Source organism: Devosia alba (genome assembly GCF_039938915.1).
GTDB lineage: Bacteria > Pseudomonadota > Alphaproteobacteria > Rhizobiales > Devosiaceae > Devosia > Devosia alba.
The window spans coordinates 199596-224323 of record NZ_JBDUUI010000004.1 but is presented as its reverse complement, the minus strand read 5'-3'; the positions used below and the strand labels follow the sequence as shown (position 1 = coordinate 224323).

Below are 24728 nucleotides of genomic sequence, written 5' to 3'. Positions count from 1 at the left end.
GATGGCCGCAGAAAATCTGCCAACAGCCATGATTGAGACCGTTACCCGGGTGGCCGACTGGGTCATCGTGCTGCCCTTGGCGCTGGCCCTGATGGGCGCGGCGCTGCTGCTTATCGTCCGCAAATCCGCCGGGCTCGGCTTCGTACTGGCGCTGCTGGTGGTAACGGGCATTATTGCCTGCGAGACCAGCTTGCTGATGCGGGTGGCCGAATTCGGCCCGCAGAGCATGACCATGGGCAAATGGCTGCCGCCCTTCGGTATCAGTTTTACCGCCGATCTGTTTGGGGCCAGTTTCGCGCTGGCCGCGTCGGTGGTGACGCTGATTGTGCTGGTCTATGCTGAAGCCGATCGGCCCCCCGAAGCAGCCGGTGATGGTTTTTACGCCCTGGTCTTGCTGTTGCTGGCCGGCGTGACCGGCTCATTCCTGACCGGCGATCTATTCAATCTTTATGTCTGGTTCGAGGTGATGCTGATCTCCTCGTTTGGACTGATGGTGATTGGCGGCACGCCGATGCAGCTTGATGCCGCGGTCAAATACGGCTTCCTGAACTTCCTGGCTACCACCATCTTCCTGTTGTCACTCGGCCTGCTGTATGGCCTGCTGGGTACGCTGAACATGGCCGATATCCTGCGGGTTGCGCCGCTGGCCAACCCCGCCGCCATGGTCGGCGTCGCCGCTCTGATGCTGCTGGCGTTTGGCATGAAGGCGGCGGCATTTCCAGTCAATACCTGGCTGCCCGCTTCCTATCACGCGCCACCGGCAGCAATCTCCGCCCTGATGGCGGGGTTGCTGACCAAGGTGGGCATTTACGCGCTGTTGCGAACGCTGGTGGTTGTGCTGCCCGCAACGCGCGATGTGCTCGAACCGGTTCTGGTGCTGGTGGCCGTTGCCACCCTGGTGCTGGCCCCTCTTGGCGCGATTGCCGAAACTAATCTGCGGCGGGCCATGGGCTTTGTGGTGATTGGCGGCATTGGCGCCGTGCTGGCCGGAATCGCCATACCATCATTGGGCGGCGTTGGTGGGGCTGGGATGTATATTTTCCACGCCATGCTGACCATGACCGCGCTCTATCTGGTTGCCGGGATGATCGAAAAGCAGACCGGGGAGACCGATAGTCGCCGCATGGGTGGGCTCTACGGCACCAGTGCTCCCCTTTCGATACTATTCCTGGTGTTCATGTTCGGCGCCGCTGGCGTACCGCCGCTGCTGGGCTTCTGGCCCAAGCTGCTGCTGATCGAGGCCGGGCTGGATCAGGGCGATGCCGTGGGTGGCCTGCTGGTGGTGGCACTACTGGTCAATGCGGTGCTCACAATCATTGCCGGGTCGCGCCTGTGGGCCCATATCTTCTGGCGGGCTGATTTCACTCCAGAGGCCCCACCGGCCGCGCCGCCCGGTCGTCTCCACTATTTGGCGATCGGTGTGCTGGCCGTGCTGATCGTGGCTGCCGGGCTGTGGCCCAATCCGCTGTTCGAAGTCGTGCGCGTCGGGGCAGGGGACATGATCGACAGCGCCCGTTATACGGATGCCTTTGGTCTAGCGGAGGTCACGCCATGAACCTGGCTCTGATGATTGTTGGTCTGGCGCTGGTCTGGGCGGCCATTACCGGCAATTTCACCGCGCTCAACCTGTTGCTCGGCGCCGGTATCGGTGCCCTGACGGCGCTGTTGCTGCGAAACTGGTTTGCGTCCCCCCAATTGTTGCGCCGTATCAGGCGCATCAACTCGCTGTTCCTGCTATTCATGTGGGAACTGATGGTCAGCGCCGTGCGCGTAGCCATCATCGTGATAACCCCCAACATCCGTGCCGCCCTGCGCCCCGGCATTATCGCCTTTCCCCTCACGGTCAAATCGGATTTTGAGATCACGTTGCTGGCCAATATGATTACGCTGACTCCCGGCACCCTCAGCGTTGATGTCGCCGAGGATCGGAGCGTGCTCTATGTGCACGCACTGCAACTGGATGATCGCGAGGCGCTGATCGCGGAGATCGCCGGGGGGTTTGAACGCAAGATCCAGGAGGCCTTCATATGAACGCGGCCGACATCGTGTCCATCAGCACCCTGATCGCCTTGATCATGTTGTTTATTGCGATGCTGATCGCGGTGGTGCGCGTGATCATCGGCCCCAGTTTGGCTGACCGCGTTCTGGCCCTCGATCTGCTGACGGTACTGGCCATGGGCTTTGTCGGGGCTATCGCCATTCGCACCGGGCTGACTCTGTATCTCGATATCGCCATCAGCCTGGCCCTGCTCGGCTTCATGGCAACGGTGGCCTTTGCCCGCTACATGTTGTCGCGCCTGGATGGCGAGGAGGCCCAGCGATGATCGCCGATCTGATCACCTACCTCGGTTGTGTGTTGCTGCTGATCGGGTCGGCCTTTACTTTGCTGGCCGCTATCGGCGTCTTGCGGCTGCCCGATCTTTACACCCGCATGCACGCGGCCTCCAAGGCCGGCGCGGTGGGCGGGGGCCTGATATTGCTGGCTGTTGCCTTGACCAGCCTTGACGGCAGTGTGGCCCTGCGCGCCATTTTGGGCACTGCCTTCCTGTTGTTAACAACCCCCGTTTCTGCGCATTTGTTGGCGCGCGTCAGCCATCGGGGTCAAGATCACCTCCAAGTGAGCATGGTGATTGATGAACTCACCTTGAAAACACGACAAGATTCTCCAGATGAACTTACCAGTAAGTAGCATGTTAACGCTGGTTTGTCGGGTTGCAGACATCAGTGAACAGCCCTATTGGTATGATTTGGAAGCGACTTAGAGTCCGCTACCCAATAAAAAAATCTGGAAGGTTGAATTATGTCTGATACTACCGGCGCTGCGACCGGATACGAGCAAGATCTGATCGAGCTCAGTACCGAAATTGTCTCGGCCTATGTGAGCCACAATGCACTGAGCCCCAACGATCTGCCCAAGCTGATTTCGGATGTTCATGGCGCACTGCGTACGCTCTCGAACAATGAAACTCCACAGCCAGTTGAAGAGCTCAAGCCGGCTATCGCGGTCCGCAAGTCGGTCACCAACGACTATATTATCTGCCTCGAAGACGGCAAGAAGTTCAAGTCGTTGAAACGCCATCTGCGGACTCACTATAATCTCTCGCCCGAGGAATACCGCGAGAAGTGGGGCCTTCCTGCCGACTACCCAATGGTTGCGCCGAGCTATTCGGCCACCCGTTCCAAGCTGGCCAAGGACAATGGTCTGGGCCGCAAGGCCGCCTGACGCACTTCTTCATTACCCCGCAAGGGCGAAATCCCGCCAGCTCAGCCGCAATCCCCAAGTTGCAGTCAGACCTCGGCGAGAACGACCCTTTAAAAGGCCGCCTCTATGGGCGGCCTTTTTGATTCTCAGGTTCGCTTATCCCACTTATCCCCGGCCGCTTGCCAACCCGCAGTATATAGGAATAAATTCCTTTATATTGACGAGGCGAGCCCATGTTTCAGTCTTTTGCACCAGTCGACTTTGCCCGAGCTGTGGGCGCCCAGCCTGCTGCGGCCGGTGCTTGTGATGCCGTCATCGCGCTGATTGCGCACGAAAAACGCATCCCGATCCGCCTGTTGATTCACCCCTCGCGCTGTCGGTTGGGTACCGCCCGGGCCCGCCAATTGGCAATGTATCTGTCGCACGTCATTCTGGGACGCAGCCTGACTGAGATCGGCGATGCCTTTGGCCGGGATCGGACCACAGTCTCTCATGCCTGTGCGGTGATCGAAGATCTGCGCGACGACCCTGATTTCGATGCAGAGGTCAGCGGATTCGAACGCAGCCTTGAAGCGTGGCGTGATGGGGAGAACGGCAATGCCCATTGATGACGGCACCACTGGCCGCCTGGCCGCCAGCCGTGACAGTGACGGTCAGCCGTTTCTGTTGCCGCACCATCTGCTCGCTGCCAGCCGGCTGGAACGGCTGATTCAGCGGGCCCAGCTAACGCCGCGCCTCACCATGTCCTACGATTCCGCCCGCATGCCGCACCGGGCCGGCAGCGCCGGGGCTGCTGACCTGGCCGCCAGCGCCAGCGAAGCGCGGCACCATTTGCATCGGCTGGCACAGTCGCTGCCCGTCGATTGCTGGAATGTGGTGTTCGACGTCTGCGGGCTGGGCAAGGGCCTCCAGACCATCGAAACCGAGCGGCGCTGGCCCCGTCGCAGCGCCAAGCTGGTGCTGCGCATCGGGCTGAGCCAGTTGGCCGCCCATTGGGGCCTCGAACCAGTGGCGGCTGGACCAGATCAGGCGCGCGGGCAGGTCTGGCACAGCGAAATTCTGCCCATTATAGCTGACAGCAGAATTTAACTACGTCAGCATCGGTAATGTTCGGCCGGACGAATTGCATGATATCGAAAACGCATGCGGCACCAGTTTTTCTCGATCCAATATTTGCGGGGTTTTGCGGCGGTTCTCGTGCTGGCGTCGCATGCCCTGCTTTATCCCTTGGTCGAGCACAATCTGGGCTTCGGCCGACTCGGCTGGCTGGGCGTCATCCTGTTCTTTGTCATTTCCGGCTTCATTATGGTCGTGGTGACGGGGGAGGGACAGTTTTCGGCGGCCGGCTTTCTGCGCCGCCGCTTCATTCGTGTCGTACCCATGTACTGGATCGCCACGCTATTGGCAGCAGCACTGGCGCTGCTGGTGCCCCAGATCTTCAAGACAACGGTCTATGACAGCACCCAGCTGCTGTTGTCCCTGCTGTTCATTCCATTCCATAATCCGGTGAGCGGGGGCATCCATCCGCTCTACAAACTCGGCTGGACCCTGAACTATGAGGTGTTCTTCTATATCTGCTTCGCCCTGCTGGCCTTTCTGGACGCACGCGCCAGGGTCGTCTGGCTCAGCATCGCCTTTGGCGCGCTGGCCGTGCTGGGGCTGATATTGCAGCCTGAGGCCGCCATTCCGCAGTTTTACACCAACTACATGCCGCTGGCCTTTTGCGCCGGAGCCTGGCTGGGTCTGGCGACCTTGCGCGGCCAGGTCGGACGCCTGTCAAAGGGGGCAATCTATGCGCTCATGCTGCTCGGCATGGGCGCGATGGTGCAGGGCTTGGCCTGGGGTGTTGAGGTGGTTGAAGATGGCATCGCCTTCGTCGGCCTTCTGTTTTTCGCATCAGCGCTGGTATTGCTGCTGGTACGCCTGGAACCCCGCCTGCCGCGCATAGCGCTGCTCGAACGCATAGGCGACGCGTCCTATTCCATCTATCTGGTGCATATCTATGAGGTGGCGATCCTGTCTGGCCTCGCCTTCAAATGGCTCGACCCGAGCGATCTGTTCGCGGATTATCTGGTTGCTGCGGTTTCGGTCGCCGGCGGCACCACGGCTGGCTGGATGCTCTATGTCTGGGTCGAACTGCCCCTGCTACGCTTCGTCAACAGCCGGTTTGCCAAGCCACGCCAGTCCACAGCGGAACCGGCATCTTCAGCAACTGCCTAGCGCAGCGCTTCGCCTTCTGACCGCATGCGATTAACCATGGCCACCAGGCCATTGGAGCGCTGGGCGGTCAGATGCTCGCGCAATCCCAACTCATCAAAGATGGCGATGGCGTCGGTGTCGGCGATTTCGTGCGCGGGGCGGCCCGAATAAAGCGCCAGCAGGATGGCCACCAGGCCCTGCACGATCATCGCGTCGCTTTCGCCGCGATAGGTCAGAATGGTCAATCCATCGCGTTTGGAGGCTTCGGCCGACAGCCAGGCCTGCGACACGCAGCCACGCACGCGATTGGCTTCCGATTTTTCGGCCTCATCCAGCTTGGGAAGGGCTTGGCCCAATTCGATCAGATACCGATACCGATCCTCCCAATCATCCAGAAAGGAGAGATTGTCGGCAATGTCCTGGAACGTGGCTGGCTCGGTCATGCAGCCTATCTAGGGTGCTGCGGCCAAGCTCGCAAGCCGCAAGCGCGTACCGAGGCGGGTTTTCGGACAAAGAAAAACCCCAAGCACAGGGCAGCGTGCTTGGGGCAGGGCCAGGGTCGCGGGGTGCGTCGCTTGGGCAAGCGACACGAACCCTGGAGTCGCTTATGGGCGCCGGCCGGCGCCCGCTAACCCGCCCAGTCCGGCCGCGGCCGGGGGATGGGGGCCAGACTGTTGTTCGGCATCTCATGCATGGGAAGGCCGACCGACGGGGAAGACTGGAGTGCTGCGGCAATGACCATCTTGCTACCCGCGCACTGCAAATTGGCGCATTCGATCTGGTTGATCTGCTCGCTCACCACCTGTGAACCGGCCGCCATGGCCTGCGCTGCCATGGCGTTGGCATCTGGCAGATCAACGCCGGGGCGGATCACCATATAGGCGACGGTAAGCCAGAAAACCGAACGAACAACGACAAACATTGAATAACCCATGATTTTCGCAGGCTTTCGTCGACCTGCAAAACCTACCCTATGCCCCCTCGATTAAGCCGTGCTGGGTCAATTCGATAAAATTTGATGCAATTGCAAACTCGCTTGGTAGCAAGTGCAACACCTTGTTTACGCTAACGCTAGAAACACGGCCGTCGGAAGGCCGACAAGCCGCTGGTGACCCGAGATTTAAGCTCGCCTTAGCTCTTGCCCGCCAGTGTGACGACAACAGGACCCAAAGTTCATTTGGGCCGGGCAGGGCGGATGACGTCAGGCTCTCGGTGCCTGGGCACCACCACCACTGGCGTCGTGATAGTGAGTATTGTGTACATGCGTAGCCTCTTCTCTTTCGGCGCAAGCAAAGAGATACCCCTGGCCGTCGCTGGCTCTGGCCATCGGCCGGAGATGCTGCGTCGCAAGACGCTCGCCAACAATTCCAGACTGACCATTGCCGCAAGCGCCCTGGTGACGCCGCTGGCAGTGTACGGGCTGGTGACGGGCACCGTGCTGCCATTTGCTCTGACCGCCCTCGCCTTGACCAGCGGGTTGACCACGCTGGCGCTGCATCAGCGCCGGCGCTACGAACAGGCTGCGGCAGGCCAAGTTTATACTCTGCTCGGTCTGGGCCTCCTGCTGACCCTGGCCGATGGCCGGGCAAGCGATATGGGGATGGCCGTGGCGTTGCTGGGCCCCGTGCTGGCCTCGCTGCTGGGCGGCTCCACTCTGCGCCGGCATAGCTGGATGATGGTTGTTGCGGTGATCATCCTGGGCACCATTGCCGCCGCTATCGGTGTGCCCGGCGCGCTCATGGCTTCGAACACTCTGGCCTTCGCTGCAGCTGCCACCTTCCTGGTCGGCGTTGGGCTGGTGATCCACACTGCCAACCGCATCAACACCGCCTATGAGGTGTACGACAAATCTCAGATGACCGCCTATCGCCACCTGATCGAACATGTCCAGGATGCCGTCATCCGCTTTTCCAGCAATGGCGAAGTGCTGCTCGCGTCGCGCTCCTCGGAAGCTCTGTTTGGTTGCCGGCGTTACGAGTTGACGGGTAGCGGGCTGGGCGCGCGCCTGCACGTGGCGGATCGCCCGACCTTCCTGACCGCCTTTGCCGATGCCAATCAGGGGGGCGAGACGCGCAACATCGAAGTCCGCATGCGCCAGGATGATGCGCACGCAGCCAGCTCGATTCCGCAATTCGTCTGGGTTGAAATCAGGCTGACCCCGGTTCTCGATGCTGAGACAGCCGGCATGCGGCATGAGGTGGTAGCGCTGTTTCGCGACATTACCGCGCGCAAGGACAATGAAGCTGCAATCATCGAGGCCCACCGGGCCGCCGAAGAGGCCCTGAGCGCCAAGTCGCGCTTTCTGGCAACCATGGGGCACGAGCTGCGCACGCCGCTCAATGCCATTGTCGGCTTCTCGGAAATGATGACCACGGGCATTGGCGGCGAGCTGTCGCCGACCCATAGCGAATATGCCGGGCTGATCCATCAGAGCGGCAAGCACCTGCTGGAAGTCGTCCGCATGCTGCTCGATATGTCACGGATTGAGGCCGGCAAGTTCGAACTGCAGAACGAGCCGTTCCAGTTCTGCGATATCCTGGAGCCATGCTTTGCCATGGTCGATCCAATGGCCCGGGAGCGCGACGTGCGTCTGATGAGCACGATCGAAGACAATCTACCCTTGCTGCACGCCGATGAGCGGGCCTGCCGCCAGATACTGCTTAATCTGGTGTCGAACGCCATCAAGTTCAGCTATCCGGGCAGCACGGTCAGCGTCACCATGCGTCGGCAAGGCCAGAGTTTGAACCTTTCGGTCATTGACCAAGGCGTGGGCATGGCGCCAGAATCGCTGGCGCGCGTTGGCGAACCGTTCTTTCAGGCGCAAAGTGGCCTGTCCCGCCCCTATGAGGGCACCGGACTGGGGCTGTCGATCGTCAAGGGTCTGGTCGATCTGCATGACGGCACGCTGCGCGCCATGTCCGAAATTGGAGCGGGGACAACCGTGACAGTCTTGCTTCCCATAAACGGTCCAGCAATAAAGACCGAAGAGACTGCTACCATCACCCCATTCCGCAGAGAACCGATCGCCGAACGCAATACCTCATGGCTAGACGAAAAAAGAAAAGCGCAATGACAGCAAGCACTCTCTCTCACCTGCCCCTGGCGGCAGGCAGCGCTGTCGCGGCCTCTCTGGGTCGCGCCGGTCTTTGGGCCCTATCGCGCTATATGCGGGCGCCGCTCGCTTCTACGGCTCTGCTTGCCCTGGTCAGTCTGACCGCATTGGCGGGCAGCAATGCCCTGTATTTCCAGACCAGCAGCCATCCAGCGCCATTCTTCGCGGCCGGCCAAAGCGCTGCCGTGGCGAATGTGACCCCCGTCGCAGCGCCCGCACTTCCCCCACTCCCTGGCGAGCGTACCGCCGTTCTGGCGCCCGTGAATGCTGACACCACGGGCAGCGTCAGCGCCCCGGCCACCGAGATGCCTGCGGCGCCGGTGGGTAATCGCGACGCCTTTGCCGTGCAGAAAAAGCTGACCGAACTCGGCTTGTTCAGCGGCACGGTGGATGGCTTTTATGGCCCCATGACCGCCAATGCGATCCGCGCCTTTGAAGAGCGTAACGGCTTTGAGCCTACTGGTGCACTGACCCCTGCCATTGTCGATGCCATTCTGCGGGCTGATACCGCCAGCGTCGCCCCGGCAACCCAGCAATCGGCTGAACTGGCGCCGCGCCCGGCGCCGATCGCCGTGCGGCCGGCGCCCGTCCAGCGCGCAGTGGCCCAGCCGGTGCAGCAAGCAGCCGTACAGCCCCCTGAGCGGGTTCAGGTGATTGCTCGCGTGTCGTCTCTCAGCCCCGTCGACAATGCCGTCGATGCCGTAGGCAGCGCGGCGGCCGAGACCATTGATTCCATTTTGGCCGCCGTCACCGCGACACCAGCCGCTGAACGGCCTGTGCCCCGTCCAGCCGTGGCGCTGGGTAGTGCAGGGCAGGCCATGCCCAAGCCGGTGCAGGTGGCATCCCTTGAGCCCATGCAGGCACCGATGGTGGCGCCGGAGGTTAAGCCCGTCCCACAACAGGCTGCAACGCCCAGCAATCTGGCGCCCGCCAATGACACAGCGCTGGTCACCCAGATCCAGCGCGGTCTGGCCAGCCTCGGCTTTTACCATGGCTCCATCGATGGCCGCCCCGGCGATTCCACGGCCCGCGCCATTCGCGAGTTCGAGAATTTCCATAGCTATAAATTGACCGGTCAGGTCAAGCCCGATCTGGTCAGTCTGCTGCGCAACGCCGGCGCATCAATCTAGTGAGCCTGCTGCGCAGCGATATCTGGTGTGGGGTGTTCGTGCGGCGCCACAACGATCTGGGCCATATGTGCGTGGTCTCCCGGCGCGGTGATCCGATTGCCGGACAGGTGTTTATCGAGGTCGATCACCTCGATGGCACCGTCTCGCTCTATACCCCGGCACCCATGGTCAGCCGCACCGACAACGGCGCCGGATTGGCGTTTCAGCAACGCTTCCACCGTGTCGAGCCGGTGCAGGTGCGTGAGCGCATTGCCCGCGAGGTCGATTTCGACCCCGATTTGTGGGTGTTGAGCCTGGATCTGCGCGAAGACGATATCGGTGTCGACATCGTCAAGTGACGTTGAGGTCGGGTGACCTGGCTTAGCTGGCGCGCTTGATGCCGATGCGGGCCAGGGCCTCGATGGCCTGTTCCACCACAGGATTATGCGCCGGCGTCAGGCTTGACGGCGTGCGGCGGCTGGTCTCGGTGAACGGCTTGTATTCCGGCTTGGCCAGTTCGAGCAGGTTCACTTCGCCTCGCCATGCGCTCATCAGGTAAGCCATTGAATCCGCTGTGACATTGCCAAACATGGTGGCAAAATCGGCCAGGGCGCGCGAGCGGTCGGCATCGTGGCTGGTGGCGTGGATCAGCACCTTGAGCCCGTCATAGGCGCTGCAGCCAAAGGCGCGCAGGATGACGAACAGCGCTGATCCCGTGACGTCGTGGGCAATCTGTCCGCAGCGCACTTCGTCCAGCCCGGTGATCTGGCTGAGCAGCTTGGTAACTTCGGGCCGCCGGTTCTCCGAATAGAGCTTCATCAGGGCACGGGTCAGTTCGGCATTGGCGACGGTCAACTGCTCGATGGTCTTCTTGATCGGCGCGACGGGCGTTTCGCGGTGGGCGAAGGCCTGAATGACCTTGAGTCGATCAGTGTCGGAGAGGTCAAAGAACGCCGGCGCCAGCAGGGCGGCATCGAAATCGCTGCGCTTGGCCAGCGACTCGGCGACCATGTGATCCATCTGGGCTGAGCGGGCCAAAGCGCTGAGATAGGCGCCGCGTGGCACGATCTGGGTATTGGCGGCCAGGGCCCGGTATACCTTGCGTGAATTCATCTGGAACAGCTTGGCCAGCACCGCATTGGACAGGTCGGGGCGAGCGGCGATGGTGGCGGCACCCGGCACATCATAGCGTGCCACAATCGACAGCATGGTCGCTTCGGACAACTCCTTGGCAAAGCTCAGGAACGTATTGAGATCCTCGCCGATATTGTCGACCACCAGACGCTCCAGCGCCGGCGACAGCACCTCGGCGCGGCCCAGGATCGCGGCGCCCTTGGCTTTGGCCTGTGGCCCAGCGATCGGGAACAGCCGGCTAGCCAGCGCTTCAAACTGTTCCATTTCGGGAGCAGTTGCCTTGCCGCGCCTTGTGTAGGCGTCGCAGGCGGCGATCAACAGCGTATTCGTCCGGTCGATACCGCCGGTTTCGATCAGCAGTTGAAACGTCTCGTAGGGCTGGAAACCAAGCATTTGTCAGAACCGTCAATTCGGAATCGCATCACATTCGATGTGTCACCACCTTTGCCGCCAATTCGTTAGCAGACTGTTAACCTTGACGATCTCTTAATGGGGATAAGGAGCACAAGGGGCGTTGTGCAGTCCTTTTTACCAACGCGAGACGCTGTCCCCAGGGAAGGGGGAGCGAGAACAGATGGAGGCCAGCTTGGGAAAGCTCGTCAAATTGGATGACCGACGCAAGTCGATCGTCGTTGGGAAGCAAAACCCCGTCGACGCCCAGATCGTGATGTTTACCGGGGTGCGTTATGAACGCGGGACGCCGACTTTGCCGAAAGATTCTGTTGACCCGCGGCCCAAGCGAAAGCGTGGTTGAGCACCGCCGTCACTATTTGCGCCTGATTGTCATTGTCGCGCTGAGCGGCCTGCTTACTGCTTGCGTCGCGCGGCCGGTGGGCGATTTCGGTCGTGCCAGCCCGGGCTTTACCCATGACACGGCCATGCCCGCCATCGGCAAGGTCAGCGCCAGCATGCGCAAGGAGCCGGTTTCGGGCTTCAACAAGACCGATCAGGAAGACGAGATGCACAACCGCGTCTGGCGTTTTCTCATTGCGCCGCACGCCAAGGATTGGGCGTTTGACACCTCGGTGGAACTGCAGCGCACCCGGATCATACCGCCCAAGGACAGCTATTACCGCACTGACCGCTATTATGCCTGGCTGAAAAGAACTGCGTACCAGTCATCGCGCACCCGCTACAGCACCGTCGGCGCCCATGTAACGACTGATATCGACACCCTGCCTACCACCTTTGCCGCGATCTGCGCGGTGATAGCGGTTGATCGGCAGCGCGCCCTGGCGCTCTTGGGTCTGCGCAATGACCTGCCCGCCAGTGCCGCCAGCGATGTCGCCGCCCGCAAATATGAGAACGACGCCTTTATCGCCTGGTTCGTGCGGGCGCTGAACTATCGCCATGACAGCTATCGCTTTGCGCTCGACAGCCTGGTGGTGGAAACCCCGCACGAGCAGTCGCTGGCCGTCGATGGCGCGCTGCAGCGCCTGTCGGCTTTTGTGACGCGCGCCAACCGGCACGATTTCTGCGGCGATGGCGGCACGGCGCGGGGGCGGGGCGATGTCGTGATCCCGTCACGCTTCCAGCATAAGGGCGACGCCGAGATCGTGCTGCAGAAATAGCGCCAGCCAGGGGAGCCCGTTCTGGACCATCCATCGACCCGCCATGCCGGATCGCCTGGCGAAGTGTTTGTCGCCTTTCTCAAGCTCGGCCTGACCTCGTTTGGCGGGCCGATCGCCCATCTCGGCTATTTCCGCGACGAACTGGTCCTGCGCCGCCGCTGGCTTGATGACGCCGCCTATGCCGAACTGGTCGCCCTGTGCCAATTCCTGCCCGGCCCGGCCTCCAGCCAGGTCGGCTTCGCGCTCGGCCTGTGGCGCGCCGGCCCGCTGGGTGCGCTCGCCGCCTGGGCCGCCTTCACCCTGCCATCGGCGATTGCGCTGGTGCTGTTCGCCATGGCGGCCGGGGCGCTGGAAGGCCCGGTGGCGCAGGGCGTGCTGCAGGGGCTCAAACTGGTCGCCGTCGTCGTGGTGGCGCAGGCGGTGTGGGGCATGGCCAGATCGCTGACCCCCGACCGGCAGCGCGCCAGCATCGCCGTGCTCGCTATCGCCGCCATTGTGCTGCTGCCTGGCGCCATTGGCCAAATACTGGCCATCGGGCTGGGCGTTGTCGCCGGGCTGCTGCTGTGCCGCGACCTGCCACTGCCGCCAGCGGCAGTCGTGCATTTTCCGGTCAGCCGCCGCATGGGCGTCATCGCGCTGGGCCTGTTCACCCTGTTGCTGGTGGGCCTGCCGCTGCTGGCCAGCGCCGGCGATAGCCATGGCCTGGAGCTGTTTGCCGGGTTTTTCCGCGCCGGGGCGCTGGTGTTTGGCGGCGGGCATGTGGTGTTGCCGCTGCTGGAAGCCGAAACCGTGGCCACGGGCTGGCTCAGCCCCGAGGTGTTCATCGCCGGCTATGGTGCGACCCAGGCCGTGCCCGGACCCCTCTTCACCTTTGCCGCCTATCTCGGCGCCGCCGGCACACCCAGCCCCAATGGCCTGCTGGGCGCCGCTATCGCGCTGCTCGCCATCTTCCTGCCCGGCCTGCTGCTGCTGATCGGCACGCTGCCCTTCTGGAACAGTCTGCGAAGCCGACCGCTGGCCCAGGCCGGCATGCGCGGCGCCAATGCCGCCGTGGTGGGGATTTTGGGCGCGGCGCTGTACAATCCCGTCTTCACCAGCGCCGTACTCAGTTCTCTTGATTTTGCCCTGGCCGTCGGCGGCTTCGTGCTGCTGGTGGTCTGGAAGGCCCCGCCCTGGGTCGTGGTGGTGATGCTGGCGACAACCGGCGGCATACTGGGCATGCTGGGCGGCTAGCGCGCCTCGTCTTGCCCAAATCTCCAGCGCAGTACAATCTTAGCGACCGGAGATACGCGCGGGGATCGCAGCATGACAGATCAGGTAGTCCATCATGGCGCGTGCTTGTGCGGAGCGGTGCGGTTTACAGTGCAGGGTAATTTGCCCGCGGCATCGGCCTGTCACTGTACGATGTGCCGCAAGCACACAGGTCACTATGAGGCAGGGGTCGATGTGCCGCGCGCGGCAGTGGCCATGACCGGCGCGGACCAGCTCACCTGGTATCAGTCTTCGGCCAAGGTACGGCGTGGGTTCTGTTCGGTGTGCGGCTCGTCAATGTTCTTTGATCCGCTGGAACGCGACTGGATCGGCATCAATATGGGCGCGTTTGATGGCGCCACCCACACAAGACTGGCCTTGCACATCTTCGTGGCCGACAAGGGTGACTATTACGACATCACCGACGGACTGCCGCAAAACCAGCAATAGCAGAAGGGGCATTGTTTCCGACCCAACTCGGATCGGCCCGCAGTTTGAGCGCGGATTGCCCGCCGCCTATGACGCGGCCATCGCCTCGCGCAGGCGGCAAAGCCCGAGGCCGGTGCAATGCCCAACCTGCAACATGGTTTCCGTGGTCGGAAACTGTTGGGCGCGCCTCGTGATTGTACTATCCTTGCCGGACCGGCCCCACTGCGTCGAGGAGACCCACCATGTACACTTTTGACAAAACTCTGACCGACACGACATTCGAGGCGGCGATCGCCCACACCAAGCAGGCATTGGCGGCCAAGGGCTTTGGCATTCTGACCGAAATTGACGTGCAGAAAACCATGAAGACCAAGCTGGACGAAACCATGCCCGGCTATGCCATTCTGGGGGCCTGCAACCCAAAGATGGCCTTTGAGGCGCTCAAGCTGGAGCCGCGGGTGGGCGCCATGCTGCCCTGCAACGTGATTGTGCGGGAACTGGCTGATGGATCGGTCGAGGTCAGTGCTATTGATCCGGTGGCCTCGATGAGCGCCATCGAGAACGCCGAACTGCATGGCGTTGCCGGTCAGGTGCGTCAGATGCTGTCTGACGTCATGGCGTCGCTATAGCCTCGGCTGGGTTGCACTGACTTCACGGTCAAACAGGGTGATGGTAGCGAGCAGCAAATTGCCTGCCACTGCCGCCTTGTCTTAGCCGCGATTGCCGCAGCGGGATTCGGCAAGCTTGTTGGCAAAGCGGGTGCGCATCGCCTGATGCGGCGGGATCAGCCGGACCAGGGTGAACAACTGGTTGCTGGCCGATTCCACCACCAGAACGCCCTCGGCAACATCGAGTTGCTGTTGGGCCAGCAGCCGGGTCTGCGCCGCGTTGAAGATGCCCAGATCCAGCGTCTGGCCGATGCCATCGCGATTGGTGGTCGAGTAGATGATCACACCCGCCGCATTGAAAATGGCCACCGACCAGGGCGCGTCCGGCAACACGCCGCTGAGATAGCCGGGGCCCTGGGCCAGATCGAGACGACACACCCCGTAGATCAGCACCGGGTCCAGTCCGAGCGGATTGGGCTCCCCGGGCGCGAGTTCGGGCAGCACCACCATCTTGTTGTCGGCGTCGAGCGCGGCGATCCGGGTCCAGACCGTGTCGTCATCAAGCAGGGGCAGGGTGAGGATGACCATGATGTGGATGATGCCACCCAGCACCACGCCGCCGATCAGCCAGAGCAGAAACCGGGTCATGAACAATTGCCCCGACTGATGGTGGGCATGGATTCGTCGCTGGAGAAGCCCGAGAACACTGCCGTGTCATAAAGGCTGAGCACCAGGGTGAATGGCCCGTCGCCAGTCAGTTCGAGCCAATTGCCCGGCATCAGCCCGGTGCCCACCGCGATGTCGATGGCGCCACTATTGGGTCGCGCCAGGCCGCTCGATCGCATGGCCGGTTCGGCGTCGGGCGCCGCAACATTGCGGCCATCGGCATCGAGCGCCACCAGGGTCCAGCCGGTCGCCAGCGGCGTCTTGCCCCGGATGCGATAGCTGCAGTCGCGGCTCAGCGGGCGGTCATCGGCATCGACGCTGGCAGTAAAGCGGAGCCCTTCGGCCTGGCCAAGCTGCAAGCTGGCCTCGCGCGACAAGAGGCTGCGGGTATAGGGATTGGGGGCAGCCGCGCCGACATCGGGCCAGGCGATCCATGGTCCGACCTGCACGGCGCCGAAAAGCCGGCCATCGGTGAGCGCATAATAGCTCAGCCCGAACCCCACGCTCAACGCCACCGCGATCATCATCAGCAGGTAGAGGACAAACCGCACGGTCTAGCAGCTCTGGTTGAAAATCGGCATGGGCGGCAAAGACCTGCGCGGAGGGGGTGGTCTAGCCTATAGCAAGGGGGTGCCGCGGGCGGAAGGGCGGATCAGAAGATCACGCCAGATCATCCCTGCCGAAGCGCAGCGCTTCTGCCAGTTTGCGCAACTGCACGCGATTGCCGTCCGACGCCGCCTGGGTCAGGTCGCGATAGACGCGGACCGGGGTTTTTCGCGCCGGCAGCCGATCAGAGGCCCAAGGGATCAACCCTTCATCCCCATGCCTATAATTCCTCGATAGCCGGCGGCAGGGGCGCGCTGGCTTGGGTGGTGACGCTTCCTTCATCCTGGCCGGCTTTGAACAGATCGGTCAGGATAACCAACTTGCGCGCGGCTTCGGGCGTCAGGCTGGGCGGGCGTTCCGGCACAGTCTCCTCGACGCCATCGGCCTCGGCCAGCATGGGTGGCTCGGGCACGAAATCGACCCCGAATACCGGCCTGATCGCGATATTGGTGTGCGCATAGGCCATGAATTTCTGAAAGGCAATGGCCGGCAGAGTGCCGCCGGTCAGGGTGTTGGTGGGGTGATAGTCGTCATTGCCGAACCAGACTGCGGCGACGTAATTGCCGGTGAAGCCGCAGAACCAGGCGTCGCGATACGATGAGGTAGTGCCCGACTTGCCCAGAACCGGCACGCCCGGCACATCGGCGCGCCGCCCGGTGCCGCCGGTCACCACGCCGCGCAGCATCGAGTTCATATTGGCCACGGTGGTCTGGCTCAACACACGCTCGCGGGCGGCATTGGGGTCAAGCTCATAGACAGGCTCGCCATCCAGAGTGGACATGCGGGTAATGCCGAAGGCCGGCGTCTTGAGGCCGTCATTGGCCATCACAGCGTAGGAGGAGGCCATGTCCAGCACAGAAACCGAGGCGACGCCCAGCGCCAGCGAGCGGGTGACAGGATAATCGGCCTGCAGGCCCATGCGGTGGCTGAGCGCCGCCACCGGCTCGCGGCCGGTCTTGATCGACAGCGTCACCGCCACGGTATTGAGCGACTGCGCAAAGGCGCTGGCCAGCGTGACACTGCCCTTGTAATTGCGGCCATAGTTCTGCGGGCACCAATCGCCAATACACACCGGGCGGTCGGTGATGGGGTCACTCGGCGTCAGCCCCAGTTGCTCCATCGCCTCGGCATAGACAAAAACCTTGTACGCGGAGCCGGGCTGCCGGTTTGACACGATGGCGCGGTTGAACTGGCTCTTGCCGTAGTCGACACCCCCCACCATGGCGCGAATGGCGCCACTGGTATCGGTGACCACCATGGCTGCCTGCTCGACATCATAGCGTTCGGTGCCCTCGCGCACGGTCGAGATTACGGCTTCTTCGGCGTATTTTTGCAGCGTGGTGTCGATGGTGGTGCGGACCACAAAATTGTTGGTGCTGTGATCATGGCTTTCGATCAGCGTCTTGGCTTCAACAAAGGCCCAATCGAGGAAATAGTTTGGCGAATTGGCGTCGGCCACCCGATCAATCGGGGTGGCAGGGTGGCGTCGGGCCGCAGTGACCTGGCCTTCGGTAAGAAAGCTCGCCGCCACCATATTGCTCAGCACCAGGTTGGCGCGGCCACGGGCGGCGGCCAGATCGACATGGGGGGCATAACGCGTCGGGGCCTTGAACAGGCCCGACAGCATGGCCGCTTCCGCCAGGCTGATATCCTGCACCTTCTTGCCAAAATAGTAGTCCGATGCGGCCACCACGCCAAAATTGCCGCCGCCCATATAGGCGTTGTCAAAATAGAGCTTGAGGATATCGTCCTTGGAATAGTGCCACTCCAGCCAGACCGCCAGAAATGCCTCGATGATCTTGCGCTCCAGGGTGCGTTCCGAGCTCAAAAACAGGTTCTTGGCCAGTTGCTGGGTGATCGAGGAGCCGCCCTGGGTGCCGCTATCGCCGCCGGCATTGCTGACCAGGGCGCGCAGCGTGCCCACCACATCGATGCCGAAATGGTCATAAAAGCGCCGGTCTTCGGTCGCCAGCGTCGCCTTGATCAGATAGTCGGGCATGTCGGCCAGCGGTACTGAATCGTCCGAGCGAATGCCGCGGCGGCCGATCTCGGTGCCGAAGCGATCAAGAAACACCACCGAATAGTCTTCGGCCTTGTTGAACTCGCCGGTGGCGGTGGCGTCAAAGGCGGGCAGGGCCAGCGCTACCATCAGCACGCAGCCAATGGCCAGAAACGACAGCCCATCCGACACGATCTCGACCATCAGCCGCCTGAAGCCGCTGACATGGAAGATCGACATGAAATCCTGAAACCGCGTCCAGCCCCGGCCCAACGACTGGCCGGAATCGTAGAGCGAGGAATCCAGCCACGCATCGGCCGCCAGCATGCCGGAAGACTTCTTGCGCTTTTCCTTGGTAAAGAACGGGTCCTGCACCAGAATTCCTCAAATGGCGGTCACGCAGTGTTGTCCACGCCACCATGCCGCGGCAAGTTGGTTGCTGGAATATGATTGCGCATGCTTGTAGACAAGCGCAAACCGATCTCCTGCTTATCACGACCGGATTAAAATGGCCTTCTGGGAAGAAAAAACCCTCGATCAAATGACCGAGACCGAGTGGGAAGCGCTGTGCGACGGCTGCGGCCGCTGCTGCCTGCTCAAACTCGAGGACGAAGACAGCGGGCTGATCATCACCTCCGATGTGCGGTGCGAATTGCTTGACGGCGATAGCTGTGTCTGCACCGACTATCCCAATCGGCAGTCCAAGGTGCCCGACTGCATCAAGCTGACCTTGCAGAACGTCACCGAGATCGAGTGGATTCCCAAAACCTGCGCCTATCGCCGCATCGCCGAGGGCAAGGGTCTGGCCTGGTGGCACCCGCTGGTTTCGGGCGACCCGCAAACCGTCATCGATGTTGGCGTTTCGGTGTCTGGCCGCACCATGCTGGAATCCGACGTTGACCCCGACACCTGGGAAGAGCACGCCGTCGAATGGCCCGAATGGGAGCCGCCCGAGGCGCTTTAGGACGTTGCAAATGCCAGCAGTGTTGCGCGGCGGTGAGCAAGGCATGCGACTCTGGGACTGGCGGGTTTGTTTACAGCCCGTTAACCATCTTGTGAATTGATGTCAGCGTGCACGAGACCTGCAAAGCCTAGGACGGGCGCCGATATGATTGACACAGTGATCGACAAGAATCCGGCAGAACCATTCTGGTCGCGCGTCCGTACCGCGCTCGGCGCCTTGCGCCCGACAACCAGGGACGCGCAGCCCGATTCGAGCCAGCCGGTGATTGCCCGCGCCATGGGCATGCGGCCCAAGCTGGCGGCGCCGATCGAGGCTGCACTCGTCGGGGGCTGGACCAGTGCTGCCGCCGGGCATGTTTCGCTGTCGCTGCTGGTGATCGAAATCGACCGCATGCACGATTATCTCGGCGCCTATGGCAAGCCGGCGGCTGACGACTGCGTTGGCAGCGTGATGCGCGCCATCGCGCAGAACCTGCCCCGTCCCGGCGATATCTGCCTGCTTTGGGGCACAGCCACTTTCGTTATCGTGCTGCCCGATCTGCCCGTGTTGATGGCCCGCGCCAGCGCTGCCAAGATTCACGATGCCATTCGCCATCTCGGCCTGGCGCACAAGGAAAGCCATGTCGGCGGTGTCACGGTGAGCATGGGCCTGGCGGTTAGCAATCCGCGCGGCAATTACGACAGGAAATTCTTCCAGACCGGGCTGGACGCGCTGAAAAAGGCGCAGCGCAAGGGTCTTGGTCGCGTCGAGACCATCGACCTGCGCCCCGCCCAGGAGCGCAAGCGCAAAAAAGAGCGCCTGACCCCGGCTTGCACCGCCCGTCCTGAGCCCTTATGACGGCCATCCCCCGGCGCCCGCGCCGGCTTTCCCGTGGATGACCGGCAATGACCCAAGCTTGCGGCCTCGACTTTGGCACGTCCAACTCCACCATGGGGCAGGTGGGCGCCGATGGTGTGCCGCACCTGCTGGCGCTCGAAGACGGCAAGCCCACCATTCCCAGCGTGCTGTTCTTCGGCTTTGAGGATGACAGCATCCATATCGGCCGCCAGGCCGTTGCTGAATATGTCTCCGGCGCCGATGGACGGCTGATGCGCTCGCTCAAAAGCGTGCTCGGCACCGCGCTGATGGGCGACAGCACGCGCGTCAAGGCCACCAGCTATGGCTTTATCGAGATCCTGGGTCTGTTCATCGCCCGGCTCAAGGCGCGGGCCGAGACCGAACTGGGCGCAAGGCTCGACAGCGTGGTCTGCGGCCGCCCGGTGCATTTCATCGATGATGACCCGGTGGCCGACGCCGCCGCGCAGGCCCAGCTGGAGCAGGCGGTGCGGGCGCAGGGGTTCAAGCATGTCGCGTTCCAGTTTGAGCCGATTGCCGCCGCGCTCGACTATGAGCGGCAGGTGCGCAATGAAAAACTGGCGCTGATCGCCGATCTGGGCGGCGGCACCGCTGATTTTTCGCTGGGCCGGGTCTCACCGCAACGCGCCCGTGCCAGCGATCGCAGCGGCGATATTCTGGCGACGGCGGGCGTGCATGTCGGCGGCACCGATTTTGACCGGCTGCTGGCGATGGCCAAGATCATGCCGGAACTGGGGCTGGGCACGCGGACCCGGGATGGCAAGCGGCATTTGCCAGTGGCGCCCTATCACGACCTGTCCACCTGGCACCGCATCAACCGGCTCTATACCGCCCAGGCGCTGCGCGATCTGCGCAGTACGCGGCGCGAGGCGCAGGCCAGCGAGCGCGTCGCGACCATGATCGCGCTGATCGAGGACCGGCTCGGGCACCGGCTGATTGGCGCCGTGGAGGCCGCCAAGATCGAGCTCTCCGATGCCAATAGCACTCTGCTAACATTTGCCGTGCGCGACCAGCTGCTGACAGCGGCCATTTCAATTGACGATTTCAACCAGGCGCTGGCCGGTTCGGTTCAGCGCATCGAAAACACCATTGCCGAAACGCTGCTGCGGGCCGGGATCACCGCCGATCAGGTCGACAGCCTGATCCTGACCGGCGGCTCGACCCAGGTGCCCGCCATTGCCCGGCGCCTCGCCGCGCTGTTTCCGGCCGCTGAACTGGTGCGCACCGATGTGCTGGGCAGCGTCGGGTTGGGGCTGGCCCTGGAGGCCGCGCGCCAGTTCGGACCGCGCAGCTGATCGTTCGGCGCGCGGCAGGGCAGACGATTTTCGAACCCTTTGCCCGCGCCTGCGTTATACCGGTTTGGGGGTTCTCGATGAGTCAGATCACATTCCAGTTACGCCAGCTTGTCCAGCGCATGTGGTTCCTGCCGGCGGCGTTTTCGCTGATCGCGGTGCTCAGCATCGCCATTGCCTGGTTTCTGGCGCGCTTTGCCCCCGAAACCCTGCCTTTCACCATGCCCTCCAATGGCGTGATGTCGATTCTGACCATTCTGGCGTCCAGCCTGCTGACAGTGGCGGTCTTTGCCCTCTCGACCATGGTCAGCGCGCTGTCGAGCGCCTCGGCCTCGACCTCGCCGCGCGCCATGCCGCTGATTACCGGCGACCGCAGCGCCCAGACCTCGATTTCGGTCTTTATCGGCGCCTTCCTGTTTTCCATCGTCGGCATTATCGGGCTGTCAGCCGGGCTCTATAGCGAGGCCGGCCGGCTGTTTCTGTTTGTGGTGACGCTGGGCGTGGTGGTGCTGGTGGTGACGGCGCTGATCCGCTGGATCGGCCAGATCTCGGCAATCGGCCGGGTCGGCCAGACCATTGACCGGGTGGAGAAGGCGACGTGCGATGCCCTGGCCATGGTCACCGACCCGCCCAATTTCGATTGCCAGCTGCAGCTCGTGGCGCCGCAGGGCAGCCCGCTATTTGCCGATAGCGTGGGCTATGTGCAGCATGTCGACGCCAGCGAACTGCAGCGCCTCGCCCAGGAAAACCAGCTGACCATCGCCATCACGGCGCGGCCGGGCGCCTATGTCGCCCCCAACCGGCCGCTGATGCGGATCGAGGGCGTGGTGCCCGAAAAGCTGGTCGAGGAACTGGTGGGGGCCTTTGTGGTGGGCGACAGCCGCACCTTTTACAGCGATCCGCGCTTTGGCCTGGTGGTGCTGAGCGAAATTGCCAGCAAGGCGCTGTCGCCCGGCATCAATGATGCCGGCACTGCCATTGATGTGATCGGCACGCTGGTACGGGTACTGGTGGACCGCCAGCCCATCGAGCCGCCCGCGGCGTCGCGCCATGCCCTGGTATCGGCACCGCCGCTCGACCCGCGCGATCTGATCGAGGACGCCTTCCGCCCGATTGCCCGCGACGGCGCCGCCAGTATTGAAGTGGTGCTGCGGCTATTGGCAGGACTGAACACGCTGGCTTTTGCCAGCCCGGCGCTCAAGCAGCCCGCCCTGGCCATGGCGCGCGACGCCGCGGCGCGGGCGCGCCAGGCGCTGACGGCAGAGAGTGACCTCAAGACGCTGGAGGCCGCGGCGGCGTTTGCCGAGGAGGGGTAGGGGCCGTTTGCTTCCAGCCATGCCTGCCTGAACACCGTAATCCACCCAGAAATTTCCCTTGTCGGCAAGCTTGAGTTTTATATCAGACTTGGTATATAAGCGGACATGGCAAGGGGCCCTGAGAACGCAGAAGCGCCGGTGCACTGGGTTGGCTCTGCAAAGGCCGACCTGCTGGCGTTTCCGGACGAGGTGATCGACGATATTGGCTATGCGCTCAGTGTGGCCCAACTCGGCGGCAAACACCCCGACGCCAAACCCTGGAAAGGCGAGGGAGCCGGGGTTCTCGAACTTGTCGAGAGACATGACGGCAACGCCTATCGCGCGGTCTATACCGTCCGATTCGCGGGCGCGATCTATGTGCTGCATGCGTTCCAGAAGAAATCGCCGGCCGGCATCAAAACCGACAGGCGCGATGTTGAACTGGTGGCCGAGCGCTTGAAAAAGGCCCAGGCCGACTACCAAGAGATGACGAAACAGACAGCCTCCGAGAAGAGGAAACCAAAGTGACCGATACCATCACCCGCGGCACCAGCAATGTGCTCGCAGACCTCGGGCGCCCTGATGCCGGCGAACGCCAGACCAAGACGCGGCTGGCCATGGCGGTCAATAAAATCATCAGTGACCGCAAGCTCAGGCAGACCGATGCCGCCCATGTGCTGGGTATTCCCCAGCCCCGCGTTTCTGCGCTGAGAAATTACAAGCTCAATGAGTTTTCCGTCGAAAAGCTGATGGAGTTCCTGACCGCGCTCGACCAGGACGTGGAAATCATGATCCGGCCGCGCCTGCGTGACGGGGCGGGGGCTGTGTCCGTCTCGACGGTGCGCTAATGGCCGCCACGCGCGGGCGTGACCACTGCGGCGACTGACACGCGGCCAGACTTGCGCCCGGACGCAGGACCTTGGCCCCTTGCCAGCGCGGCGGCGAAGGGGCGCGGCACTGGCATAGAGCAGGAGGGAGGGGCCATGCCCCACCCCCCTGAGCAATCAGTGGATGCTTCAGAACCGGTAGTTGAGGCCCAGTTTGACCATGTGCGCGTGTGACTTGATATCGCTCGCACCGAGATTGGCGATGGTATTGATCGGTGCCTGGACGGTGGCGAAGTCGTAATAGGCATACTCGGCCTTGACGCTCACCGCATCGGTGACGGCAAGCTCGGCACCGCCGCCAAGGGTCCAGCCCCATACGGTTGAAGAGAATGAGCCGCTAGAGGCAGGGGCAGCGGGGTTGGTTGACGCCGTGATGCCGCCCACCGCCAGGCCTGCCGTGCCGAACACCAGCATGCGGTCGAGCGCAATACCGCCCCGCAGCTTGGCCGAACCGGCCCAGTCCAGCGTACCGTGGCACTCATAAGCAGGCGCGCCAGCGCAGGTGGCGCTGCCCTTCACGCCGCTCCAGGCGAGATCACCCTCGGCCCCGACGACAAAATTGTCGAACTGTGTATTGACCCCGACAGTGCCGCCCAGCAGGGCGCCCTCCACGTCGACGGGAGAGACCGACCCGGTGGCCACACCGGTGCTGGTGGCGCGCCCGGCGCCATAGCCGGCATAGACGCCGGCATAGAACCCGCTCCACGAAAACGGGGCGGAGGGGATGTCAATAATGGGGGGATACATGGTGCCGAAATCGGCGGCGCTGGCGCTGGAGACGCCCGCCGTCGCGGCCACCATAGAAATAATCAATCTGCAAACTGTCTTCACTAAAGCCTCCATCATGGTGAAGACAATGTGCATCATCTTGGTTAAGCAAGGATTTAGTGACGCAAATGGGCAACATGCCCAGCAACACCCCGGCCATCGCATGGTGCGATATTGATGGCGCGGGGGTTGGGGCGCGGGCGGTCGCGGGGTGCGGCGCTGGGGCCCAGCCGGTGCTCAGGACGGACCTTGCGGATGGCGGGCGCGCGCCCGGTGCCGACGGGGCAGTGGCCCAAAGAGGCTGGAGACAGCGGCGGCGTTTGCGGAGGAGGGGTGGAGTACGAATAGGGGGAAGCGATAGCGAACGGGCGGCGCCGACGGTCATAGGGTGCATCTCACTCACGTGCAGCGCAGCCGCTGCCGACCCATTGCGGACGTTGGCGTACCCCATCTCGGTTGCCTAAAGCTGCCGTCTGATGTGCTTGACCGGGAAAAAATGCAAATTTACCGCGGCATCACAACTAACTCGGCGATATCCGCCAGCGACCCAAGAGCAAGGACAACCGGCTCGTTCGATAACTGTTCCTCCGGGGGAAATATGCAAGTCCGCCACTCTCTCTGATAAGCAAATGAGAAGTGCTTTATCGTTTCGGGTCTTCGCTTCAAGTGTACGTGGGAGCATGGGTCATAGTACCCTACAGCGCCGGACCAAATCTTTGATTTTGGCCAGATGCTGCGGACAACGTCGCTGAGCCTTTGGACAAAAGCACTAACGTTTCGA

Annotated in this window: 29 protein-coding genes; 21 read left to right on the top strand and 8 right to left on the bottom strand. The window is 62.6% G+C overall.

The genetic code is table 11. From position 1 onward, the window contains the following. The first annotated feature begins 1 nt into the window (after position 1). The 8 genes from ABFY71_RS08225 to ABFY71_RS08190 all read left to right on the top strand — a co-directional run bounded on the left by ABFY71_RS08225 (position 2) and on the right by ABFY71_RS08190 (position 5422). A complete protein-coding gene (locus tag ABFY71_RS08225; protein ID WP_347945526.1) occupies positions 2 to 1555 on the top strand; it encodes a proton-conducting transporter transmembrane domain-containing protein in 1554 nt (517 codons plus the stop codon). After that, a complete protein-coding gene (locus tag ABFY71_RS08220; RefSeq protein WP_347945524.1) occupies positions 1552 to 2031 on the top strand; it encodes a Na+/H+ antiporter subunit E in 480 nt (159 codons plus the stop codon). The genes ABFY71_RS08225 and ABFY71_RS08220 overlap by 4 nt, the downstream gene beginning before the upstream one ends. Beyond that, positions 2028 to 2324, top strand: coding sequence for a cation:proton antiporter (locus ABFY71_RS08215; RefSeq protein WP_305580208.1), 297 nt, complete (start codon positions 2028 to 2030; stop codon positions 2322 to 2324). Before ABFY71_RS08220 ends, ABFY71_RS08215 begins: the two co-directional genes overlap by 4 nt. After that, positions 2321 to 2689 (top strand): monovalent cation/H(+) antiporter subunit G, encoded by a 369-nt coding sequence (mnhG, locus tag ABFY71_RS08210; protein ID WP_305580206.1) that lies wholly within the window; start codon positions 2321 to 2323, stop codon positions 2687 to 2689. Before ABFY71_RS08215 ends, mnhG begins: the two co-directional genes overlap by 4 nt. A gap of 111 nt (positions 2690 to 2800) precedes the next feature. Continuing rightward, positions 2801 to 3223, top strand: coding sequence for a Ros/MucR family transcriptional regulator (locus ABFY71_RS08205; RefSeq protein ID WP_305580204.1), 423 nt, complete (start codon positions 2801 to 2803; stop codon positions 3221 to 3223). Positions 3224 to 3435: 212 nt separating this feature from the next. Then, positions 3436 to 3810: a helix-turn-helix domain-containing protein gene (locus ABFY71_RS08200; protein WP_347945522.1), complete on the top strand. Its 375-nt coding sequence runs from the start codon at positions 3436 to 3438 to the stop codon at positions 3808 to 3810. Further along, positions 3800 to 4291, top strand: coding sequence for a DUF6456 domain-containing protein (locus ABFY71_RS08195; protein ID WP_347945521.1), 492 nt, complete (start codon positions 3800 to 3802; stop codon positions 4289 to 4291). Before ABFY71_RS08200 ends, ABFY71_RS08195 begins: the two co-directional genes overlap by 11 nt. Positions 4292 to 4345: 54 nt before the next feature. Next, positions 4346 to 5422, top strand: a complete 1077-nt coding sequence (locus tag ABFY71_RS08190) for an acyltransferase family protein (RefSeq protein ID WP_347945520.1) — start codon at positions 4346 to 4348, stop codon at positions 5420 to 5422. Here the strand turns inward: ABFY71_RS08190 and ABFY71_RS08185 are convergent. Beyond that, positions 5419 to 5844, bottom strand: coding sequence for a SufE family protein (locus ABFY71_RS08185; protein WP_347945519.1), 426 nt, complete (start codon positions 5842 to 5844; stop codon positions 5419 to 5421). The genes ABFY71_RS08190 and ABFY71_RS08185 overlap by 4 nt on opposite strands. A 185-nt stretch (positions 5845 to 6029) precedes the next feature. Continuing rightward, complete coding sequence (locus ABFY71_RS08180; protein ID WP_305580194.1) at positions 6030 to 6323, bottom strand: hypothetical protein; 294 nt, start codon at positions 6321 to 6323, stop codon at positions 6030 to 6032. A 414-nt stretch (positions 6324 to 6737) separates the two neighbouring features. Here ABFY71_RS08180 and ABFY71_RS08175 point away from each other — a divergent pair, with 414 nt between their 5' ends. Genes ABFY71_RS08175 through ABFY71_RS08165 form a run of 3 tightly spaced genes read left to right on the top strand, consistent with a single transcriptional unit; the run spans position 6738 to position 9981 of the window. Continuing rightward, complete coding sequence (locus ABFY71_RS08175) at positions 6738 to 8474, top strand: PAS domain-containing sensor histidine kinase (protein ID WP_347945518.1); 1737 nt, start codon at positions 6738 to 6740, stop codon at positions 8472 to 8474. After that, positions 8471 to 9643 (top strand): peptidoglycan-binding domain-containing protein, encoded by a 1173-nt coding sequence (locus ABFY71_RS08170; RefSeq protein ID WP_347945517.1) that lies wholly within the window; start codon positions 8471 to 8473, stop codon positions 9641 to 9643. The genes ABFY71_RS08175 and ABFY71_RS08170 overlap by 4 nt, the downstream gene beginning before the upstream one ends. Continuing rightward, on the top strand, positions 9643 to 9981 hold the full coding sequence (locus tag ABFY71_RS08165) for a DUF1491 family protein (protein WP_347945516.1): 339 nt from the start codon (positions 9643 to 9645) through the stop codon (positions 9979 to 9981). The genes ABFY71_RS08170 and ABFY71_RS08165 overlap by 1 nt, the downstream gene beginning before the upstream one ends. Positions 9982 to 10003: 22 nt before the next feature. Here ABFY71_RS08165 and ABFY71_RS08160 read toward each other — a convergent pair whose 3' ends face one another. Beyond that, positions 10004 to 11149 carry a DUF2336 domain-containing protein gene (locus ABFY71_RS08160; protein ID WP_347945515.1) on the bottom strand — a complete coding sequence of 382 codons (1146 nt, stop codon included), beginning with the start codon at positions 11147 to 11149 and terminating at the stop codon, positions 10004 to 10006. 329 nt (positions 11150 to 11478) lie between these two features. Between ABFY71_RS08160 and ABFY71_RS08155 the strand changes: the two genes are divergently transcribed. The 4 genes from ABFY71_RS08155 to ABFY71_RS08140 all read left to right on the top strand — a co-directional run bounded on the left by ABFY71_RS08155 (position 11479) and on the right by ABFY71_RS08140 (position 14636). Then, positions 11479 to 12327 carry a hypothetical protein gene (locus ABFY71_RS08155; protein ID WP_347945514.1) on the top strand — a complete coding sequence of 283 codons (849 nt, stop codon included), beginning with the start codon at positions 11479 to 11481 and terminating at the stop codon, positions 12325 to 12327. Positions 12328 to 12390: 63 nt separating this feature from the next. Continuing rightward, positions 12391 to 13560 (top strand): chromate efflux transporter, encoded by a 1170-nt coding sequence (chrA, locus tag ABFY71_RS08150; protein ID WP_347945512.1) that lies wholly within the window; start codon positions 12391 to 12393, stop codon positions 13558 to 13560. 72 nt (positions 13561 to 13632) lie between these two features. Next, positions 13633 to 14028 carry a GFA family protein gene (locus ABFY71_RS08145; RefSeq protein ID WP_347945511.1) on the top strand — a complete coding sequence of 132 codons (396 nt, stop codon included), beginning with the start codon at positions 13633 to 13635 and terminating at the stop codon, positions 14026 to 14028. A gap of 221 nt (positions 14029 to 14249) precedes the next feature. After that, complete coding sequence (locus ABFY71_RS08140; protein ID WP_347945510.1) at positions 14250 to 14636, top strand: DUF302 domain-containing protein; 387 nt, start codon at positions 14250 to 14252, stop codon at positions 14634 to 14636. Between the two features lie 81 nt (positions 14637 to 14717). Here the strand turns inward: ABFY71_RS08140 and ABFY71_RS08135 are convergent, their stop codons facing one another. The 4 genes from ABFY71_RS08135 to ABFY71_RS08120 form a co-directional block, all read right to left on the bottom strand. After that, positions 14718 to 15263 carry a DUF1254 domain-containing protein gene (locus ABFY71_RS08135; protein ID WP_347945509.1) on the bottom strand — a complete coding sequence of 182 codons (546 nt, stop codon included), beginning with the start codon at positions 15261 to 15263 and terminating at the stop codon, positions 14718 to 14720. Next, complete coding sequence (locus tag ABFY71_RS08130) at positions 15260 to 15832, bottom strand: DUF1214 domain-containing protein (protein ID WP_347945508.1); 573 nt, start codon at positions 15830 to 15832, stop codon at positions 15260 to 15262. The genes ABFY71_RS08135 and ABFY71_RS08130 overlap by 4 nt, the downstream gene beginning before the upstream one ends. Positions 15833 to 15941: 109 nt before the next feature. After that, positions 15942 to 16091 (bottom strand): hypothetical protein, encoded by a 150-nt coding sequence (locus ABFY71_RS08125; protein ID WP_347945507.1) that lies wholly within the window; start codon positions 16089 to 16091, stop codon positions 15942 to 15944. Between the two features lie 16 nt (positions 16092 to 16107). After that, positions 16108 to 18261, bottom strand: coding sequence for a transglycosylase domain-containing protein (locus ABFY71_RS08120; RefSeq protein WP_347945506.1), 2154 nt, complete (start codon positions 18259 to 18261; stop codon positions 16108 to 16110). Between the two features lie 133 nt (positions 18262 to 18394). On the opposite strand from ABFY71_RS08120, the gene ABFY71_RS08115 reads away from it, so the two are divergent. The 6 genes from ABFY71_RS08115 (at position 18395) to ABFY71_RS08090 (ending at position 23140) form a co-directional block, all read left to right on the top strand. After that, positions 18395 to 18850 (top strand): YcgN family cysteine cluster protein, encoded by a 456-nt coding sequence (locus tag ABFY71_RS08115; RefSeq protein WP_305583069.1) that lies wholly within the window; start codon positions 18395 to 18397, stop codon positions 18848 to 18850. A gap of 144 nt (positions 18851 to 18994) precedes the next feature. Then, positions 18995 to 19687 carry a GGDEF domain-containing protein gene (locus ABFY71_RS08110; RefSeq protein WP_347945505.1) on the top strand — a complete coding sequence of 231 codons (693 nt, stop codon included), beginning with the start codon at positions 18995 to 18997 and terminating at the stop codon, positions 19685 to 19687. Positions 19688 to 19734: 47 nt separating this feature from the next. After that, positions 19735 to 21000: an Hsp70 family protein gene (locus ABFY71_RS08105; protein WP_347945504.1), complete on the top strand. Its 1266-nt coding sequence runs from the start codon at positions 19735 to 19737 to the stop codon at positions 20998 to 21000. A gap of 77 nt (positions 21001 to 21077) precedes the next feature. Beyond that, a complete protein-coding gene (locus ABFY71_RS08100) occupies positions 21078 to 22313 on the top strand; it encodes a DUF2254 domain-containing protein (RefSeq protein WP_347945503.1) in 1236 nt (411 codons plus the stop codon). 105 nt (positions 22314 to 22418) lie between these two features. Further along, positions 22419 to 22820 (top strand): type II toxin-antitoxin system RelE/ParE family toxin, encoded by a 402-nt coding sequence (locus ABFY71_RS08095; protein ID WP_347945501.1) that lies wholly within the window; start codon positions 22419 to 22421, stop codon positions 22818 to 22820. After that, positions 22817 to 23140 carry a helix-turn-helix domain-containing protein gene (locus ABFY71_RS08090; protein ID WP_347945500.1) on the top strand — a complete coding sequence of 108 codons (324 nt, stop codon included), beginning with the start codon at positions 22817 to 22819 and terminating at the stop codon, positions 23138 to 23140. Before ABFY71_RS08095 ends, ABFY71_RS08090 begins: the two co-directional genes overlap by 4 nt. A gap of 168 nt (positions 23141 to 23308) precedes the next feature. Here ABFY71_RS08090 and ABFY71_RS08085 read toward each other — a convergent pair whose 3' ends face one another. Continuing rightward, positions 23309 to 23992, bottom strand: coding sequence for an outer membrane protein (locus tag ABFY71_RS08085; protein WP_347945498.1), 684 nt, complete (start codon positions 23990 to 23992; stop codon positions 23309 to 23311). Positions 23993 to 24728 lie beyond the last annotated feature (736 nt).

Coding starts and splice junctions, on each gene's coding strand:
- ABFY71_RS08190 (WP_347945520.1), top strand. CDS start 4,346: ATGCGGCACCAGTTTTTCTCGATCCAATATTTGCGGGGTTTTGCGGCG.
- ABFY71_RS08105 (WP_347945504.1), top strand. CDS start 19,735: ATGACCCAAGCTTGCGGCCTCGACTTTGGCACGTCCAACTCCACCATG.
- ABFY71_RS08220 (WP_347945524.1), top strand. CDS start 1,552: ATGAACCTGGCTCTGATGATTGTTGGTCTGGCGCTGGTCTGGGCGGCC.
- ABFY71_RS08215 (WP_305580208.1), top strand. CDS start 2,028: ATGAACGCGGCCGACATCGTGTCCATCAGCACCCTGATCGCCTTGATC.
- ABFY71_RS08140 (WP_347945510.1), top strand. CDS start 14,250: ATGTACACTTTTGACAAAACTCTGACCGACACGACATTCGAGGCGGCG.
- ABFY71_RS08135 (WP_347945509.1), bottom strand. CDS start 15,263: ATGACCCGGTTTCTGCTCTGGCTGATCGGCGGCGTGGTGCTGGGTGGC.
- ABFY71_RS08185 (WP_347945519.1), bottom strand. CDS start 5,844: ATGACCGAGCCAGCCACGTTCCAGGACATTGCCGACAATCTCTCCTTT.
- ABFY71_RS08180 (WP_305580194.1), bottom strand. CDS start 6,323: ATGTTTGTCGTTGTTCGTTCGGTTTTCTGGCTTACCGTCGCCTATATG.
- ABFY71_RS08225 (WP_347945526.1), top strand. CDS start 2: ATGGCCGCAGAAAATCTGCCAACAGCCATGATTGAGACCGTTACCCGG.
- ABFY71_RS08100 (WP_347945503.1), top strand. CDS start 21,078: ATGAGTCAGATCACATTCCAGTTACGCCAGCTTGTCCAGCGCATGTGG.
- ABFY71_RS08205 (WP_305580204.1), top strand. CDS start 2,801: ATGTCTGATACTACCGGCGCTGCGACCGGATACGAGCAAGATCTGATC.
- ABFY71_RS08110 (WP_347945505.1), top strand. CDS start 18,995: ATGATTGACACAGTGATCGACAAGAATCCGGCAGAACCATTCTGGTCG.
- ABFY71_RS08095 (WP_347945501.1), top strand. CDS start 22,419: ATGGCAAGGGGCCCTGAGAACGCAGAAGCGCCGGTGCACTGGGTTGGC.
- ABFY71_RS08170 (WP_347945517.1), top strand. CDS start 8,471: ATGACAGCAAGCACTCTCTCTCACCTGCCCCTGGCGGCAGGCAGCGCT.
- ABFY71_RS08115 (WP_305583069.1), top strand. CDS start 18,395: ATGGCCTTCTGGGAAGAAAAAACCCTCGATCAAATGACCGAGACCGAG.
- ABFY71_RS08160 (WP_347945515.1), bottom strand. CDS start 11,149: ATGCTTGGTTTCCAGCCCTACGAGACGTTTCAACTGCTGATCGAAACC.
- ABFY71_RS08175 (WP_347945518.1), top strand. CDS start 6,738: ATGCTGCGTCGCAAGACGCTCGCCAACAATTCCAGACTGACCATTGCC.
- ABFY71_RS08200 (WP_347945522.1), top strand. CDS start 3,436: ATGTTTCAGTCTTTTGCACCAGTCGACTTTGCCCGAGCTGTGGGCGCC.
- ABFY71_RS08145 (WP_347945511.1), top strand. CDS start 13,633: ATGACAGATCAGGTAGTCCATCATGGCGCGTGCTTGTGCGGAGCGGTG.
- mnhG (WP_305580206.1), top strand. CDS start 2,321: ATGATCGCCGATCTGATCACCTACCTCGGTTGTGTGTTGCTGCTGATC.
- ABFY71_RS08195 (WP_347945521.1), top strand. CDS start 3,800: ATGCCCATTGATGACGGCACCACTGGCCGCCTGGCCGCCAGCCGTGAC.